The following is a 16671-nucleotide window of genomic DNA, read 5'->3' on the forward strand; positions in this document are numbered from 1 at the left end:
GCGCACGCCCTCAAGGACGTGCATGACAAAACGGACGGGTCGTACCGTCCGCTCAACGTGCGGACCCGCCCCCGAGTGCCCGGGCCGCGCCCCGCGCGGGACGCCCGTTGTCAGTGGGGAGCCGTAGACTTCCCAGCTGTCCCCCGTCTCCCGACTCTCCCCGCCCCCGGAGGCCGCAGCCGTGTCGAAGCCGCCGTTCACGCACCTTCACGTCCACACCCAGTACTCGCTGCTGGACGGTGCCGCGCGGCTCAAGGACATGTTCGCCGCGTGCAACGACATGGGCATGACCCACATCGCCATGAGCGACCACGGCAACCTCCACGGGGCGTACGACTTCTTCCACTCGGCGAAGAAGGCGGGGGTCACCCCGATCATCGGCATCGAGGCGTACGTGGCGCCCGAGTCGCGCCGCAACAAGCGCAAGGTCCAGTGGGGCCAGCCGCACCAGAAGCGCGACGACGTCTCCGGTTCCGGCGGCTACACGCACAAGACGATCTGGGCGGCGAACGCCACCGGCCTGCACAACCTCTTCCGGCTCTCCTCCGACGCGTACAAGGAGGGCTGGCTGCAGAAGTGGCCGCGCATGGACAAGGAGACCATCTCCCAGTGGTCGGAGGGGCTGATCGCCTCCACCGGCTGCCCCTCCGGCGAGCTGCAGACCCGGCTGCGCCTCGGCCAGTTCGACGAGGCCCTGAAGTCCGCCTCCGAGTACCAGGACATCTTCGGCAAGGACCGGTACTTCCTGGAGCTGATGGACCACGGCATCGAGATCGAGCGCCGCGTCCGCGACGGCCTGCTGGAGATCGGCAAGAAGCTCGGCATCCCCCCGCTGGTCACCAACGACTCGCACTACACCCACGCGCACGAGGCCGGCGCCCACGACGCCCTGCTGTGCATCCAGACCGGCAAGAACCTCTCCGACCCCGACCGCTTCAAGTTCGACGGCACCGGCTACTACCTCAAGTCCACGGACGAGATGTACGCCATCGACGCCTCGGACGCCTGGCAGGAGGGCTGCCGCAACACGCTCCTCGTCGCGGAGCAGGTCGACACCACCGGCATGTTCGAGAAGCGCGACCTCATGCCGAAGTTCGACATCCCCGAGGGGCACACCGAGGTCAGCTGGTTCCGCGAGGAGGTCCAGCGGGGCATGCAGCGCCGCTTCCCCGGCGGCATCCCCGAGGACCGCCGGCGGCAGGTCGAGTACGAGATGGACGTCATCATCCAGATGGGGTTCCCGGGGTACTTCCTCGTCGTCGCCGACTTCATCATGTGGGCGAAGAACCAGGGCATCGCCGTCGGCCCCGGCCGCGGCTCGGCGGCCGGCTCGATCGTGGCGTACGCCCTGGGCATCACCGACCTCGACCCCATCCCGCACGGCCTGATCTTCGAGCGCTTCCTCAACCCCGAGCGCGTCTCCATGCCCGACGTCGACATCGACTTCGACGAGCGCAGGCGCGTCGAGGTGATCCGGTACGTGACGGAGAAGTACGGCGCCGACAAGGTCGCCATGATCGGCACGTACGGCACCATCAAGGCGAAGAACGCCATCAAGGACTCGGCGCGCGTGCTGGGCTACCCGTACGCGATGGGCGACCGCATCACCAAGGCCATGCCCGCCGACGTCCTCGGCAAGGGCATCCCGCTCTCCGGCATCACCGACCCCTCCCACCCCCGGTACTCGGAGGCGGGCGAGGTCCGCGCGATGTACGAGAACGAGCCGGACGTGAAGAAGGTCATCGACACCGCGCGCGGCGTGGAGGGCCTGGTGCGGCAGATGGGCGTGCACGCCGCCGGCGTGATCATGTCCAGCGAGACCATCACCGAGCACGTCCCCGTCTGGGTGAGGCACACCGACGGCGTGACCATCACCCAGTGGGACTACCCGAGCTGTGAGTCGCTCGGCCTGCTGAAGATGGACTTCCTCGGCCTGCGCAACCTCACGATCATGGACGACGCCGTCAAGATGGTGAAGGCCAACAAGGGGATCGACATCGACCTCCTCGGCCTCCCGCTCGACGACCCGACCACCTTCGAGCTGCTCCAGCGCGGCGACACCCTCGGCGTCTTCCAGTTCGACGGCGGGCCCATGCGGTCCCTGCTGCGGCTGATGAAGCCCGACAACTTCGAGGACATCTCCGCCGTCTCGGCCCTGTACCGGCCGGGCCCGATGGGCATGAACTCGCACACGAACTACGCGCTCCGCAAGAACGGCCAGCAGGAGATCACCCCGATCCACCCGGAGCTGGAGGAGCCGCTCCGGGAGGTCCTCGGCGTCACCCACGGCCTGATCGTCTACCAGGAGCAGGTGCAGAAGGCCGCCCAGATCATCGCCGGGTACTCGCTCGGCGAGGCCGACATCCTCCGCCGCGTCATGGGCAAGAAGAAGCCCGAGGAGCTGGCGAAGAACTTCACGATCTTCCAGGCCGGCGCCAAGAGGAACGGTTACAGCGACGAGGCCATCCAGGCGCTGTGGGACGTGCTGGTCCCCTTCGCCGGCTACGCGTTCAACAAGGCGCACTCCGCGGCGTACGGGCTCGTCTCGTACTGGACGGCGTACCTCAAGGCCAACCACCCCGCCGAGTACATGGCGGCGCTGCTCACCTCGGTCAAGGACGACAAGGACAAGTCGGCCGTCTACCTCAACGAGTGCCGCCGCATGGGGATCAAGGTCCTCCCGCCCAACGTCAACGAGTCCGAGTCCAACTTCGCCGCCCAGGGCGACGACGTGATCCTCTTCGGCCTCTCCGCCGTGCGGAACGTCGGCACGAACGTCGTCGAGTCGATCATCAAGTGCCGCAAGGCGAAGGGGAAGTACTCCTCCTTCCCCGACTTCCTCGACAAGGTCGAGGTCGTCGTCTGCAACAAGCGCACGGTCGAGTCGCTGATCAAGGCCGGCGCCTTCGACGAGATGGGCCACACCCGCAAGAGCCTCGTCGCCCACCACGAGCCGATGATCGACAACGTGGTCGCGGTCAAGCGTAAGGAGGCCGAGGGCCAGTTCGACCTCTTCGGCGGGATGGGGGAGGAGGGCGCCGACGAGCCGGGCTTCGGCCTGGACGTGGAGTTCTCCGACATCGAGTGGGAGAAGTCCTACCTGCTCGCCCAGGAGCGGGAGATGCTCGGCCTCTACGTCTCCGACCACCCGCTCTTCGGCATCGAGCACGTCCTGTCGGACAAGTCCGACGCCGCGATCTCCCAGCTGACCGGCGGGGAGCACGGCGACGGCGCGGTCGTCACCATCGGCGGCATCATCTCCGGCCTCCAGCGGAAGATGACCAAGCAGGGCAACGCCTGGGCCATCGCCACCGTCGAGGACCTCGCCGGCTCCATCGAGTGCATGTTCTTCCCCGCCACCTACCAGCTGGTCTCCACCCAGCTGGTCGAGGACACCGTCGTCTTCGTCAAGGGCCGCCTCGACAAGCGCGAGGACGTCCCCCGGCTGGTCGCCATGGAGCTGATGGTCCCCGACCTCTCCTCGGCGGGCACCAACGCGCCGGTCGTCCTCACCATCCCCACCGTGAAGGTCACCCCGCCCATGATCAGCCGCCTCGGGGAGATCCTCAGCCACCACAAGGGGAACACCGAGGTGCGGATCAAGCTCCAGGGCCCGCGCAAGACCACCGTGCTCCGCCTCGACCGGCACCGCGTCCAACCCGACCCGGCCCTCTACGGCGACCTGAAGGTCCTCCTCGGCCCGTCCTGCCTGGCCGGCTGAGCGGCCGAGAGACGCCCGCCGCCCGCAGTCGCCGCCGTACCGGCCACCGATCACGCCCAAGGGGCGCGCCCGTCGTCACGGGCGCGCCCCTTCCGTATGACCTCTGCCGGTCACACGCTCGACACGGTCGTCGGACCGCCGCGTCAGTTGTGACCGAACCTCTTCTGCCGCCCCTTCTGCGCGACGTCCGCCGGCGTCACCGACGTCGCCCGCTGCTCCGTCTGCCGCTCCATCGAGGTGTCACGGGACTGCTGGCTGCCGCGCTCCGCCGGGGACTGCTGGCGCTCGGACTTCCGGTGCTTGGCCATGGTGGTGCCTCCTGTGGGATGTGGGGGCCAGGACCGCGACCAGACTCACATACCGGTATGGAGCGCGCATTTTGGATCATTGCCCACCGTAGCCACCCCCTCCCCGCCCCGGGGAGGCCGTAGTCAGGAGGCGTCGACAGGCACTACGGTGAGGCGCCACGCCGATGATCGCGCTCCGGCCGTCAGGATCCGGACAGTCGGGCAGACTCGATGGAAACCCGAAGCAACTCCGATCCCGAGGTTCCCGAAAGAGGGTGGAACACGTGGACCGCTGCGTCGTGCTCGTGGACGCCGGCTATCTGCTCGGCGCCGCCGCCAGCCTTCTCGCCGGGGAACCGGCCCGCTCCCGGATCACCGTCGACCACTCCGCCCTCATCCGCGCGCTGCGCGAACGCGCCGAGGCCGACACCGCGCAGCCGCTGCTGCGCATCTACTGGTTCGACGGCGCCCCCGACCGCGTCCCCCAGCCGGAGCACCGCAGGCTCCGCGTGATGCCGCGCGTGACCGTCCGGCTCGGCGCCCTGACCCGCAGCGACGGCCGCTGGGCGCAGAAGGGCGTCGACGCCGCCATGCACGCCGAACTGACGGAGCTGGCCCGCAACCGCGCCTGCTCCGACGTCGTGCTCGTCACCGGCGACGGCGACCTGCTGCCCGGCCTGATGTCGGCCAAGGAGCACGGCGTCGCCGTCCACCTCTGGGCCGTCCAGGCCGCCGACGGGGACTACAACCAGTCCGAGGACCTCGTCGCCGAGGCCGACGAGCGCCGCGTCCTCGACCGCGCCTGGATCACCCGCGCCGTCCGGGCCAAGGACCTCACCGGCCCCTGCGCCCCGCCGCCCGTCCCGCGCCCCGAGATCGCCGCCATCCTCGCCGCGCCCCTGCCCGAGGCGGCGCTCGCCGCGGCCGAACGCGCCTCCGACGCCGCGCCCCGCCCGCACGTCGATCCCGCCCGTCCCGTCCCCGCGCCGGCCGCGCCGCCCGCCCCGCCGCCCGCCCCGGCCGACGGGACGCCCCCCGGCACGAGCGGCGCCGCCCCCGCCACCGCCCACCAGCCCGCCGCGCCCTCCGGGACCGGGCGCGTCGTCCCCACACCCAAGGACCTGGCCGGCCTGCGCGCCCCCGCCCAGCAGCCCGCCCAGCCGTCCACCGGACCGGCCAACGCCACCCTGCGCTGGTCGTCCGACCGCGGCTGGATCGACCGCCCCGGCGGGGCCCTCGGCGAACCGCCCGAGACCGCGTCCCTGCCCACCCTCGCGCAGCTCACCAGCGCGGAGCAGCGCTGGGCGGACCGCGAGGAGGACATCACCACCGTCGGCGGCGACCCCTTCGAGGTGGGCCAGGTCTTCGCCCGCCGCTGGATGGAGCGCCTGCCCGAGCAGTGCCACGTCCAGAGGCTCTCCGGCATGTACCCGCGCATCCCGCACCGCATCGACGGCGAGCTCCTGCGCTACGCCGCCCGCTTCGGCCTCCTCGCGCACAAGGACGACCAGATCGACGAGCACGACCGGTACGCGATCCGGGCCGGTTTCTGGCGCGAGATCGACGTGCGCGCGGCGGCCGGAAACCCCGTGGCCGGGGAGTAGCGGCGGGCGTGGCGGGCCGCGCAGCGCCGCCCCGGGCGCGATCCGGGGTCCGGGACCCCTTAGGCTCATCCCTCGTGAGTACGGTGTGCGTGGTGCGGGATCTGGTGAAGACGTACCCCGCCGCGCGCGGCGGACGAGGCAGGCCCGCGACACCCGAGGTCCGGGCCACCGACGGGGTCAGCCTCGAGGTGCGGGGCGGGGAGATCTTCGGGCTGCTCGGGCCCAACGGCGCCGGCAAGTCCACCCTCGTGCGCCAGCTCACCGGACTGATGCGCCCCGACTCCGGCACCGTCGAGGTGCTCGGGCACGACCTGGTCCGCCACCCCGACCGCGCCGCCCGCCTCATCGGCTACCTCGGCCAGGAGTCCACCGCCCTCGACGAGCTGACCGTGGCCCTGGCCGCCGAGACCACCGGCCGGCTGCGCGGCCTGTCCGCCCGCGACGCGCGGGCCGAGCGCGACGCCGTCCTCGCCGAACTGGGGCTCGGGGAACTCGCCTCGCGTCCCCTGAAGAGGCTCTCCGGCGGTCAGCGCCGGCTGGCCTGCTTCGCCGCGGCGCTCGTCGGCGAGCGGCCCCTGCTCGTCCTCGATGAGCCGACCGCCGGCATGGACCCCATCGCCCGCCGTGCCGTGTGGGCCGCCGTGGACCGGCGCCGCGCCGAGCACGGCGCGACGGTGGTGCTGGTCACCCACAACGTCATCGAGGCCGAGACGGTCCTTGACCGCGTCGCCGTGCTGGAGCGCGGCCGGGTCATCGCCTGCGACACCCCGGCCGGGCTGAAGGAGCGCGTGGCCGGCGAGGTGCGCGTCGACCTGGTGTGGCGGGAGCGGGCCCCGCTGGAGGTGCCCGAGGTGGCGGCGCTGCGGGCGTCCGCCCACGAGTCGGGGCGCCGCTGGGTGCTGCGGCTGGCGCCGGACGAGGCACGGGCCGCGGTGGCCGCGGTCACCGGCGGCGCGGCGTTCGCCGCGCTCGACGACTTCACCCTGGCGACGCCGAGCCTGGAGGACGTCTACCTGGCACTCGGCGGCGAGGCGAAGGGGCTGGTCAAGTCATGAACGCGCACGGGCGGGACGGGCGGCCCGGCCAGGGCGTCGACAGTGTCAGGAGCGTCGACGGCGTCGACGGCGAGGACAGGAGCTGGGAACGGTGAGCACTCTGCCAGTGGAGGCGCTCTCGACGGGGGTCGTGCGGTCCTCCGCCGTCGGGGCGGGCGAGCGCCGGGAGGCGCCCCTCGCACCCCGCGCCCGGCTGCTGCCGGCGCTCGCGGCCGTGTACCGGGCGCAGCTGTCCCGGGCGCGGGTCGCCCGCATCCCGCTGCTGTTCGTGGCGACGTTCCAGTCCGTCGGGATCATGGTCCTGATGCGGGGCGTCGTGGACGGCGGCGCGGAGGCCCGCGCGGTCGTCGCGGGGTCGTCCGTCCTCGTCGTGGCGTTCGTCGCGCTCAACCTGCTCGCCCAGTACTTCGGGCAGCTGCGGGCGAGCGGCGGCCTCGACCACTACGCCACGCTGCCGGTGCCACCCGCGGCGGTGGTGCTGGGCGCCGCCGGGGCGTACGCGTCCTTCACGGTGCCCGGCACGGTCGTCACGGCCGTCGCCGGCTCGCTGCTGTTCCAGTTGCCGCTCACCCACCTGTGGGTGCTCGCGGCGGTGATCCCCCTCTCCGGGGCCGCCCTGTCGGGGCTCGGCGCCGCGCTCGGGCTGCTCGCCCCGCGCCAGGAACTCGCCACCCTGCTCGGCCAGCTCGGCATGTCGGCGGCGCTGCTGCTCGGCGTCCTGCCGGCGGACCGGCTGCCGGGGCCGATCGGCTGGGCGCGGGACCTGCTGCCGTCGACGTACGGGGTGGAGGCGCTGGCCCGCACCTTCGACACCCACCCCGACTGGGGCGCGGTCGCCCTGGACCTGTCCGTGTGCGCGGCCGTCGGCGTGGCCTCGCTCGCCGCGGCCACCTGGGCCTACCGCCGGGCAGCCGTCCGGTGAGGCGGCGCCGGGCCGTGCCTGGCACGATGACAGCGTGACCGCACCCCTTCCCCCGTCCCACCAGCCACCGAGTGAGCACGTGCCGAACGACATTCCCGGCTCCCCGCCCCAGGGCGACGCGCCCGGCGGCCGCACCGCGGGGCCGCAGCAGCCGCCGCGGGCCCCGTCCGCGTCCGCGTCCCCGTACGCCAAGGGCGAGGAGGCGGCGCCGGACGTGACCGCGGAGGTGCGGCAGGGTGCCGTGGTGCTGCTCGCGGTGGCGGTCGCGGGGTTCGCGCTGGGCCTGCTGTGGGTGTGGCTGGCGCCGCGCGTCCCGCTGGTCTCGGACGGTACGGCCGTCCTGCTGGCGGACTCCGAGGGTGAGAACGCGGTCGGCGCGGACGGCGTGTTCCTGCTGCTCGGTCTGGCGTTCGGCGCGGTCAGCGCGCTCGCCGTCTTCCTCCTCCGGCGCGGCGGCGGCGTCGCGGTGGTGGTGGGCCTGGCCCTCGGCGGGGTGCTCGGCTCCGTGCTGGGCTGGGGCACGGGCACCCTCCTCGGCCCGACGCACGACGTCGTGGCGCGGGCGCGGACGGTAGGCGAGGGCGTCACCTTCGACGCGCCGCTCGAACTCCACGCGTACGGGGTGCTGCTCGCCTGGCCGGTCGCGGCGATGGCCGTCCACCTGGCGCTCACGGCGCTCTTCGGCCCCCGCGACCCCGAGCCGGAGTGGGACCTCACCCCGTACGGCCCCGTTCCGCACTGGCCGGCTCCGCCCCCCGGCCCCGCCGCCCCGCACGGGCCCACCCCGCCGCGCGGCTCCGGCCCAGGCCCCGGCTCCGCGCCGTCCGGGCCGGGCGCCTGACGCGGCGCGTCAGTCCCGGCCGATGGGGGCGAGGACGGCGCCCGTCAGCTCGGCGAGGTGCGCCGGGGCGAGCTCCACCTCCAGGCCGCGCCGCCCCGCCGACACGCAGATCGTCTCGTGCCGCGACGCCGACGCGTCCAGGACCGTCGGCAGCCGCTTGCGCTGTCCGAGCGGCGAGATGCCGCCCCGGACGTACCCGGTCGTCCGCTCGGCGGCCGCCGGGTCGGCCATCTCCGCGCGCTTGCCGCCCACGGCGGCGGCGAGCGCCTTCAGGTCCAGCCGGCCCGCCACGGGCACCACGGCCACGGTGAGGGTGCCGTCGACGTCGGCGACCAGGGTCTTGAAGACCCGGTCGGGGGAGACGCCCAGCGCCTCGGCCGCCTCCTCGCCGTACGACGGCGACGCCGGGTCGTGCGCGTACTCGTGCACCGTGAAGGGCGTCCCCGCGGCCGTCAGGGCCACCGTCGCCGGGGTGCCGCCCGCCTGCTTCCTCGTCTTCTTCGCCATGCTCCCCGTCTCCGTTCCGGTCCCCGCCCCGCGTGCGCCGGCGCTCCGGCGGCGGGTCAGTTCGGGCTCGTCGGAGCCCGGGTCAGCTCGACCGCCGGCAACGAGGGCAGATGGCGCAGCACCGCCGTCTCGGTGCGCAGCAGGCGCAGCTCCTCGCGCAGCCGGGTCGCCGTGTCGGGCGCCTGGAGCAGCCGCTGCTTCGACGGCGTGTCCAGCACCGCGGCCGCGGCCACCAGGTACGACACCACCGACGGCTCGTCGGGCAGCTCCGCGCCGGTCGCCAGGGACCGCTCGCGCGCCCCCGCCAGCCGCTTCTGGTACGAGCGGAACGCCCGAAGCACCCCTTCGGCGAGCGCGCCCGCGCCCTCGCCCTGCCGCTCCTCCAGCTCCTCCAGCTCGGCCGTGAGGAACGGGCCGCTCGTGTCGACCGACACCACCCGCACCCGGGTCGTGCCGGTCGCCAGCACCTCGAAGCCGCCGTCCGGCCGCTCCCTGATGGTCGCCGCGTCGGCGACGCACCCGACGCTGTGGAACGCCCGGACGGGGTCGGGGCCGAAGCCCGCGGCGGGGCCCTTCTCCGGCAGCGCCGTCTGGTCGGGCAGCCCCGGCGCCGACGGCGCCACCTCGTGGCCGTCGCGGATCGCGACGACGGCGAAGCGGCGCGGCTGCGACTCGTCGGTCTTGAGGAGCTCGCGCATCATGGCGCGGTAGCGCTCCTCGAAGACGTTCAGCGGCAGCACGAGGCCAGGGAAAAGCACCGCGTTCAGCGGGAAGAGGGGCAGGCGAGCGGTGGTCACAGCGGCAAGCGTAATGGCCGCGGCCCCGGGCCCGTCCGGCCGTCCGCGCTCCGGATGCCGCCGCGCCGCCCCGCGCGCCGCGCTCCGGTGCCGCCGTGGGGTTCCGCGCGCCGTCTCAGCGGGCCCGACGCACGCTCGCGCGCCGCACCAGATCGCGCGCTTCGAGGAACCGGCCCAGCGGATCCGCGCCCTCGCCCCCCGAACCGGCCGCCACCCACGGGAACGTGGTCGCCCGCGCCCCGATCAGCCGGAACTGCTCCAGTGCCGGCCCCCAGCGCCGCCGCGCCATCAGGACGTACGCCAGCAGGTTGCGCGTCTCGGCCGTCCAGGCGTCGCCGACCGGACGGCGCGCCGACAGGTCGATGGCCAGGTCCGCCGCCGCGTCGATCCGCGCCGCCGGGACCCCGCCCGCGCCGCCCGCCAGCAGTTGGGCGTGGGCGGCGCGCAGCGGCAGCGCGCGCACGAGCGAGCCGGGCGGCGCGTCGGACGCGGCCGCCTCGGCGAAGTCGAAGCACGCCTGGTGCGAGCCGCGGCAGCGGGCCGAGAGGTACTCCAGGGCCGCCACGTGGCAGCCGTGGTGGTGCGGGGACCGGCGGACCGCCTGCTCCCACAGCGCCTCGAAGAGCCCGTCCGGGGCGTGGCCGCCGCGCGCGTGGTCCAACGCGATCCGCCACGGCACCGGGTCCAGGGGCGCGGCCTCGGCGGCGGCGTGGACCACCGGCTCCACCTCCCGCAGCCGCTCGGCGCGCGCCGGCGACGCCCAGGCCCGGTCGACGGCGAGCTGCGCGGCGACGAGCAGCGCGTCCGGGTCGTCCGGGCTGCGCGCGCGCCACTGCGTCAGCCAGTCCCCGCGGCTGTGGGCGAACGCGGCGAGCCGCACGGCGTACCGGTCGCGCCACTCCCAATCGGCGGCGGCGCGGGTCGCCGCGAGCAGCCGGGAGGCCGGAATGTGGTTGCCGAGCGCGGCGGCCACCAGCGCCGGACCGAGTCTGTCGTCCGGTGCGTCCAGCAGTACGGAGCCGTCCGGCGGCAGCCCGTCGCGGGGCGGCGGGCCGGTGCGGACCGTGCGTGCGGAGCCCCTCAGGGCGCGGAGCAGAGACATGGTGCCGCCCATTGAAAAGCGCAGGTGGAGGCGGCGCCAGAGAGCGACTGTGAAGCTTTCGTGGCGGCAGGATGGTTGTCCTGCCGAACGTCAAGAGGCGGTAAAGAAAGCGGCGGCGCGACCACGGAAGGGGAGGGCGGGAACCGGCCGCGGCCCCGCCCGGCGGCCGGCGCCCGCCCCGGCGCGCGTCAGCTGCGCCGCAGCAGCCGGGAGGCGCCCGCCGCCACCGCCGTGGCCAGAATCCACCCCACGAGGATCAGCACCGTCGACACCCACTGCCACCCGGTCGACAGCCGCCAGTAACCCTCCTGGCCGAGGTTGATCACCGGCACCAGCAGGTCCAGCGCGTACAGCACGGCGTTCCACTGGGGGACCTCGTCCTGCTTGATCGGGACCGGGTCGTAGTAGGAGAAGGCCCAGGCGCCCGCCGCCCACAGCACCGCCATCCACACCGCCGCCCGGCCGGGCCGGTAGCCGTACGCCACCGTCCAGTCCTGGAGGAAGCCCCACGTCTTCGCGGCGAGCGGCAGCGTCTCGCGGCGGCGCCGCTGCTTGGCCAGCAGCACCTCCCGGGCGTCGGCGTCCTCCCCGCTGCCGCGCAGCACGGCCGCCAGCCGCTCGTACGGCTCCGGGGCGTACTCGGGGGTGGCCGCCGCCACCCACTCCAGCCGCTGCGCGAGCGGGAAGTGGCCGTACGGGACGAGGTTCTCGTAGACGAACCCGCTGATCGCGAGGCCGCCCGGCCCCGGCCAGCTGGCCGCCTCGTCGACCAGGGTGACGACCTTCGCGCCGTTCAGCACCACCCGGCCCTCCTCCGGCCGCTCGGAGGTGAACCGCAGCTCCGGAGTGACGATCCTGCGCAGCGACAGCTCCTCCCTGCGGGCCGAGGACAGCACGAACCGCGCCTGGTGCAGGTCGACCGCGTCCCCGAACCGCCCGTCGTCCAGCCGCACCCCGCCCCGGCACTCGAAGGGCCGCATCCGCGTGCCCCGCATCGGGGTGTTCACATCGCCCAGGCCGTACGGCGGGGTCCCCCCGAGGTGGTCCTCCGGGCCGCCCACCGACTCGCTCACCCACGCCCCCGTCAGGTACAGCGTGCGCTCCACGCTGAGCTGCGGGGCGTTCAGCGCCCGCCGTCCCTCGGCGCCGCGCAACCGGCTGCCGCGCAGGCTCAGCGAGACCCCCACCTTCGCGCCCCGCAGGCTCACCTCCCCGTACGTCTCGATCAGCTCCGCCTGGAGGTCCTGCGCGACCGTCAGGCCGTCCGCGACGATGGCCCGGCCGCGCCGGTCCGGCTGCACGTGGATCTGGCTGATCAGCAGGTCGGTGCCTATCTGCGCGTCGGTGAGCCGCACGCCGCGCGCCACCCGGCAGCGCGGCAGGTGCAGATCGCCCTCGGTGTGCAGGCGGGCCGCCTCCAGCCGGGGCACGGCGCACCCGACGAGGCGCAGCGTGCTGAACCGCGTCTCGGGCAGCACCACCTCGTGCTCGAAGACGCACCCCTGGAGCTCGACGTACGGGTCGACGGTGCCGCCCGCCAGGTCGAGCGTGCCGGTGATGCGCGCCCCGCGCAGCTTCAGCGCCGACACGCGCCCCGCCAGGGCCTGCGGCCCCGACAGCAGCAGCCGGGCCACCACCCGCGCCCGGACGCTGCGCTCCGCGGGCCAGGTGCGCGGCGCGAACGGGTCGTCCAGCACCGGATGGCCCGACCGCAGGTCGTACCAGGCGCCGATCCGGAACGCCTGCCACATCCCCAGCTCGGCCGGGGTCAGGTCGCCGGGCAGTTCGTCATCGCGATCGTCCTGCGGCTCGGTCACTGCCGCCCCCTCGCTTTCCCCAGGTCGTACGGCTGTTCTTCCCGCTGAGTGACGGACTGAACGCCAACTGTCAGGTGTGGCATCCGACGGGTGGTGTGGCGTGTATCAGCCAGTGATACGGGCCACCGGTACCGCGGAGGCGTCTGCGAGAATTGACCCGTGATCTCACGTATCGATCTGCGCGGCGACGCCCTGCCGACGGGCGGCGCCCTGCGCGACCTGCTCCCCCGTGCCGAGTTCGACGTGGAAGCCGCCCTGGAGAAGGTGCGGCCCATCTGCGAGGCCGTGCACCATCGGGGCGACGCGGCTCTGATCGACTACGCCCAGCGGTTCGACGGAGTCGCCCTCGACCGGGTCCGGGTCCCGGCCGCCGCGCTGACCCGCGCCCTGGAGGAGCTGGACCCGGCCGTCCGCGCCGGTCTGGAGGAGTCCATCCGCCGCGCCCGGATCGTCCACCGCGCCCAGCGCCGCACCACGCACACCACGCAGGTCGTGCCCGGCGGCACGGTCACCGAGAAGTGGGTCCCGGTCGGCCGCGTCGGGCTGTACGCCCCGGGCGGCCGCTCCGTCTACCCCTCCTCCGTGATCATGAACGCCGTCCCGGCTCAGGAGGCGGGCGTCGAGTCGATCGCCCTCGCCTCCCCGCCGCAGAAGGAGCACGGCGGCCTTCCGCACCCCACGATCCTCGCCGCCTGCGCCCTGCTCGGCGTCGACGAGGTGTACGCGGTCGGGGGCGCCCAGGCCGTCGCCATGTTCGCGTACGGCACGGAGTCCTGCGCCCCCGCCGACATGGTCACCGGACCGGGCAACATCTGGGTCGCCGCCGCCAAGCGGTACTTCACCGGCCGGATCGGCATCGACACCGAGGCCGGCCCCACGGAGATCGCCGTCCTCGCCGACGACACCGCCGACCCGGCGCACGTCGCCGCCGACCTCATCAGCCAGGCCGAGCACGACCCGCTCGCCGCCGCCGTCCTCGTCACGGACTCCGTCGACCTGGCCGACGCCGTCGAGAAGGAGCTGGGGCCGCAGATCGACGCCACCCGGCACGTCGAGGACCGGATCCTGCCCGCCCTGCGCGGCAGGCAGTCGGCGATCGTGCTGGTCGACGGCGTCGAGGAGGGCCTGCGCGTGGTCGACGCCTACGGCGCCGAGCACCTGGAGGTCCAGACCGCCGACGCCGCCGCCGTCGCCGCGCGCGTGCGCAACGCCGGCGCGATCTTCGTCGGCCCGTGGGCGCCCGTCTCCCTCGGCGACTACTGCGCCGGCTCCAACCACGTGCTGCCCACCGGCGGCTGCGCCTGCCACTCCTCGGGCCTGTCCGTGCAGTCCTTCCTGCGCGGCATCCACATCGTGGACTACACGCGCGAGGCCCTCGCCGACGTGGCCCACCACGTGGTGACGCTCGCGGAGGCCGAGGACCTCCCGGCGCACGGCGCGGCGATCAAGGCGAGGTTCGGGTGGAAGGTGCCCCGGCAGTGACGACCCGCATCGACGACCTGCCCATCCGCGACGAGCTGCGCGGCAAGTCGCCCTACGGCGCCCCCCAGCTGGACGTGCCCGTACGCCTCAACACCAACGAGAACCCCTACCCGCTGCCCGAGCCCCTGGTCGAGCGGATCGCCGAACGCGTCCGCGAGGCGGCGCGCGCCCTCAACCGCTACCCCGACCGGGACGCCGTCGAGCTGCGCACCGAACTCGCCCGCTACCTGACCCGCACCACGGGCCACGAGGTCGGCACGCCGCAGGTGTGGGCGGCCAACGGCTCCAACGAGGTCCTCCAGCAGCTGCTCCAGACCTTCGGCGGCCCCGGGCGGACCGCGATGGGCTTCGAGCCCTCGTACTCCATGCACGGCCTCATCTCGCGCGGCACCGGCACCGGCTGGATCTCCGGGCCCCGCCGCGACGACTTCGGCCTCGACGTGGAGGCGGCGGCCCGCGCCATCGCCGAGCACCGTCCCGACGTGGTCTTCGTCACGTCCCCCAACAACCCCACCGGCACCGCCGTCGACGCCGAGACGGTCCTCGCCCTCCACGACGCCGCCCAGGCCGCCAAGCCGTCCCTGGTCGTCGTCGACGAGGCGTACGTCGAGTTCAGCCACCGCCCCTCGCTGCTGCCGCTGATCGAGGGCCGGCCGCACCTCGTCGTCTCCCGCACCATGTCCAAGGCGTTCGGCGCGGCCGGGCTGCGCCTGGGCTACCTCGCCGCCGACCCCGCGGTCGTCGACGCCGTCCAGCTGGTCCGCCTGCCGTACCATCTGTCCGCCGTCACCCAGGCCACCGCCCTCGCCGCGCTCGAACACACCGATACGCTGCTGGGGTACGTCGCCCACCTGAAGGCCGAGCGCGACCGGCTCGTCGACGAGCTCCGCGCCGCCGGCTACGAGGTCACCGACTCGGACGCCAACTTCGTCCAGTTCGGGCGCTTCGAGGACGCGCACGCCGTCTGGCGCGCCATCCTCGACCACGGCGTCCTCGTCCGCGACAACGGCGTACCGGGGTGGCTGCGGGTCACGGCCGGCACGCCCGAAGAGAACGACGCGTTCCTGGATGCGGTTCGCGCACTGAAGAAGGAGCAGAGCTCATGAGCCGCGTAGGACGCGTCGAGCGCACCACCAAGGAGACGTCCGTCGTCGTCGAGATAGACCTCGACGGCACCGGCAAGGTCGACGTCGCCACCGGCGTCGGCTTCTACGACCACATGCTCGACCAGCTCGGCCGGCACGGGCTGTTCGACCTCACCGTGAAGACCGACGGCGACCTGCACATCGACTCCCACCACACCATCGAGGACACCGCCCTCGCGCTCGGCGCCGCCTTCAAGCAGGCCCTCGGCGACAAGGTGGGCATCTACCGGTTCGGCAACTGCACCGTCCCGCTGGACGAGTCGCTCGCCCAGGTCACCGTCGACCTCTCCGGCCGCCCCTACCTGGTCCACACCGAGCCCGAGAACATGGCCCCCATGATCGGCGCGTACGACACGACGATGACCCGGCACATCCTGGAGTCGTTCGTCGCCCAGGCGCAGATCGCGCTGCACGTCCACGTCCCCTACGGCCGCAACGCCCACCACATCGTCGAGTGCCAGTTCAAGGCGCTCGCCCGCGCCCTGCGGTACGCCTCCGAGCGCGACCCGCGGGCCGCCGGCATCCTGCCCTCCACGAAGGGCGCGCTGTGACGGGTCTGTCGACCATCCTCATCGTCGTCGGCCTCTTCCTCGCCGGCGGCGTGTACTCCTTCAGCAAGCAGCGGATGCCCAAGGGGCTGATCGTCCTGCTCGCCATCGCCTCGGCGATGTGCCTCGCGGCGGGCGTCCTGCGCATCCAGGGACTCTGGGAATGAGCGGATCGAGCGGCATGAGCAGCACGAGCACGGGCAAGAAGGTCGTCGTCTTCGACTACGGGTTCGGCAACGTCCGCTCCGCCGAGCGGGCCCTCGCCCGGGTCGGCGCCGACGTCGAGATCACCCGCGACTACGACCGCGCCATGAACGCCGACGGGCTGCTCGTCCCCGGCGTCGGCGCCTTCTCCGCCTGCATGGCCGGGCTCCGGGAGGCCCGCGGCGACTGGATCGTGGGCCGGCGGCTCGCCGGCGGCCGGCCCGTCATGGGCGTCTGCGTCGGCATGCAGATCCTCTTCGCCCGCGGCGTCGAGCACGGCGTCGAGACCGACGGCCTCGACGAGTGGCCCGGCACGGTCGGCCCGCTGAAGGCCCCCGTCATCCCGCACATGGGGTGGAACACCGTCGAGGCGCCCGAGGACTCCGCCCTGTTCGCCGGGGTCGACCCCGGCGAGCGGTTCTACTTCGTCCACTCCTACGCCGTGACCGACTGGACCCTCGAAACCGCCAACCCCGCCCTGCGGGCGCCGCGGGTCACCTGGTCCACGCACGGCGAGCGGTTCGTCGCCGCCGTGGAGAACGGCGCCCTGTGGGCGACGCAGTTCCACCCTGAGAAGTCCGGCGACGCGGGAGCCCAGCTCCTGACGAACTGGCTCGACACCTTCTGATCCGCCTTCCT

The 16671-nt window shown here is 73.6% G+C and carries 15 protein-coding genes; 10 read left to right on the forward strand and 5 right to left on the reverse strand.

Annotation, left to right across the window (positions count from 1 at the left end; translation table 11 throughout):
- The first annotated feature begins 181 nt into the window (after positions 1 to 181).
- Positions 182 to 3721 (forward strand): DNA polymerase III subunit alpha, encoded by a 3540-nt coding sequence (gene dnaE / locus LPA54_RS15160; RefSeq protein ID WP_228977812.1) that lies wholly within the window; start codon positions 182 to 184, stop codon positions 3719 to 3721.
- Between the two features lie 143 nt (positions 3722 to 3864).
- On the opposite strand, the gene LPA54_RS15165 is transcribed toward dnaE, so the two are convergent.
- Positions 3865 to 4029, reverse strand: coding sequence for a hypothetical protein (locus LPA54_RS15165; protein WP_228977814.1), 165 nt, complete (start codon positions 4027 to 4029; stop codon positions 3865 to 3867).
- A gap of 263 nt (positions 4030 to 4292) precedes the next feature.
- On the opposite strand from LPA54_RS15165, the gene LPA54_RS15170 reads away from it, so the two are divergent.
- The 4 genes from LPA54_RS15170 to LPA54_RS15185 all read left to right on the forward strand — a co-directional run bounded on the left by LPA54_RS15170 (position 4293) and on the right by LPA54_RS15185 (position 8430).
- Positions 4293 to 5612: an NYN domain-containing protein gene (locus tag LPA54_RS15170; protein ID WP_228977815.1), complete on the forward strand. Its 1320-nt coding sequence runs from the start codon at positions 4293 to 4295 to the stop codon at positions 5610 to 5612.
- Positions 5613 to 5701: 89 nt separating this feature from the next.
- Complete coding sequence (locus LPA54_RS15175) at positions 5702 to 6667, forward strand: ABC transporter ATP-binding protein (RefSeq protein ID WP_228977995.1); 966 nt, start codon at positions 5702 to 5704, stop codon at positions 6665 to 6667.
- 130 nt (positions 6668 to 6797) lie between these two features.
- Positions 6798 to 7589 carry an ABC transporter permease gene (locus LPA54_RS15180; RefSeq protein WP_228977996.1) on the forward strand — a complete coding sequence of 264 codons (792 nt, stop codon included), beginning with the start codon at positions 6798 to 6800 and terminating at the stop codon, positions 7587 to 7589.
- Between the two features lie 34 nt (positions 7590 to 7623).
- On the forward strand, positions 7624 to 8430 hold the full coding sequence (locus LPA54_RS15185; protein ID WP_228977816.1) for a DUF2567 domain-containing protein: 807 nt from the start codon (positions 7624 to 7626) through the stop codon (positions 8428 to 8430).
- Between the two features lie 9 nt (positions 8431 to 8439).
- Here LPA54_RS15185 and ybaK read toward each other — a convergent pair whose 3' ends face one another.
- The 4 genes from ybaK to LPA54_RS15205 form a co-directional block, all read right to left on the reverse strand.
- Positions 8440 to 8937, reverse strand: coding sequence for a Cys-tRNA(Pro) deacylase (ybaK, locus tag LPA54_RS15190; RefSeq protein WP_228977818.1), 498 nt, complete (start codon positions 8935 to 8937; stop codon positions 8440 to 8442).
- Between the two features lie 56 nt (positions 8938 to 8993).
- On the reverse strand, positions 8994 to 9734 hold the full coding sequence (locus tag LPA54_RS15195; RefSeq protein ID WP_228977821.1) for an LON peptidase substrate-binding domain-containing protein: 741 nt from the start codon (positions 9732 to 9734) through the stop codon (positions 8994 to 8996).
- A gap of 115 nt (positions 9735 to 9849) precedes the next feature.
- Complete coding sequence (locus tag LPA54_RS15200; protein ID WP_228977823.1) at positions 9850 to 10848, reverse strand: hypothetical protein; 999 nt, start codon at positions 10846 to 10848, stop codon at positions 9850 to 9852.
- A gap of 176 nt (positions 10849 to 11024) precedes the next feature.
- Complete coding sequence (locus LPA54_RS15205; protein ID WP_228977825.1) at positions 11025 to 12653, reverse strand: oxidoreductase; 1629 nt, start codon at positions 12651 to 12653, stop codon at positions 11025 to 11027.
- A gap of 159 nt (positions 12654 to 12812) precedes the next feature.
- Here LPA54_RS15205 and hisD point away from each other — a divergent pair, with 159 nt between their 5' ends.
- From hisD to hisH, 5 genes are read left to right on the forward strand one after another with little or no spacing between them, the layout of a single operon-like run.
- Positions 12813 to 14135, forward strand: a complete 1323-nt coding sequence (gene hisD / locus LPA54_RS15210) for a histidinol dehydrogenase (RefSeq protein WP_228977829.1) — start codon at positions 12813 to 12815, stop codon at positions 14133 to 14135.
- On the forward strand, positions 14132 to 15241 hold the full coding sequence (locus LPA54_RS15215; protein WP_228977832.1) for a histidinol-phosphate transaminase: 1110 nt from the start codon (positions 14132 to 14134) through the stop codon (positions 15239 to 15241). The genes hisD and LPA54_RS15215 overlap by 4 nt, the downstream gene beginning before the upstream one ends.
- Entirely contained in the window at positions 15238 to 15831 is a 594-nt protein-coding gene (gene hisB / locus LPA54_RS15220; RefSeq protein WP_138055870.1) for an imidazoleglycerol-phosphate dehydratase HisB, read from the forward strand. Before LPA54_RS15215 ends, hisB begins: the two co-directional genes overlap by 4 nt.
- Positions 15828 to 15995, forward strand: coding sequence for a hypothetical protein (locus LPA54_RS15225; protein ID WP_228977834.1), 168 nt, complete (start codon positions 15828 to 15830; stop codon positions 15993 to 15995). The genes hisB and LPA54_RS15225 overlap by 4 nt, the downstream gene beginning before the upstream one ends.
- Before the next feature lie 14 nt (positions 15996 to 16009).
- The gene (hisH, locus tag LPA54_RS15230) at positions 16010 to 16660 is read left to right on the forward strand and encodes an imidazole glycerol phosphate synthase subunit HisH (protein WP_228977836.1); all 651 of its coding nucleotides are present in this window, start codon (positions 16010 to 16012) and stop codon (positions 16658 to 16660) included.
- Positions 16661 to 16671 lie beyond the last annotated feature (11 nt).

It is taken from the genome of Streptomyces sp. DH12, from assembly GCF_020873895.1.
GTDB lineage: Bacteria > Actinomycetota > Actinomycetes > Streptomycetales > Streptomycetaceae > Streptomyces.

Excerpts from the sequence above, each read along its gene's own strand:
- hisB (WP_138055870.1), top strand. The coding sequence starts at position 15,238 with ATGAGCCGCGTAGGACGCGTCGAGCGCACCACCAAGGAGACGTCCGTC.
- hisH (WP_228977836.1), top strand. The coding sequence starts at position 16,010 with ATGAGCAGCACGAGCACGGGCAAGAAGGTCGTCGTCTTCGACTACGGG.
- LPA54_RS15200 (WP_228977823.1), bottom strand. The coding sequence starts at position 10,848 with ATGGGCGGCACCATGTCTCTGCTCCGCGCCCTGAGGGGCTCCGCACGC.
- LPA54_RS15165 (WP_228977814.1), bottom strand. The coding sequence starts at position 4,029 with ATGGCCAAGCACCGGAAGTCCGAGCGCCAGCAGTCCCCGGCGGAGCGC.
- ybaK (WP_228977818.1), bottom strand. The coding sequence starts at position 8,937 with ATGGCGAAGAAGACGAGGAAGCAGGCGGGCGGCACCCCGGCGACGGTG.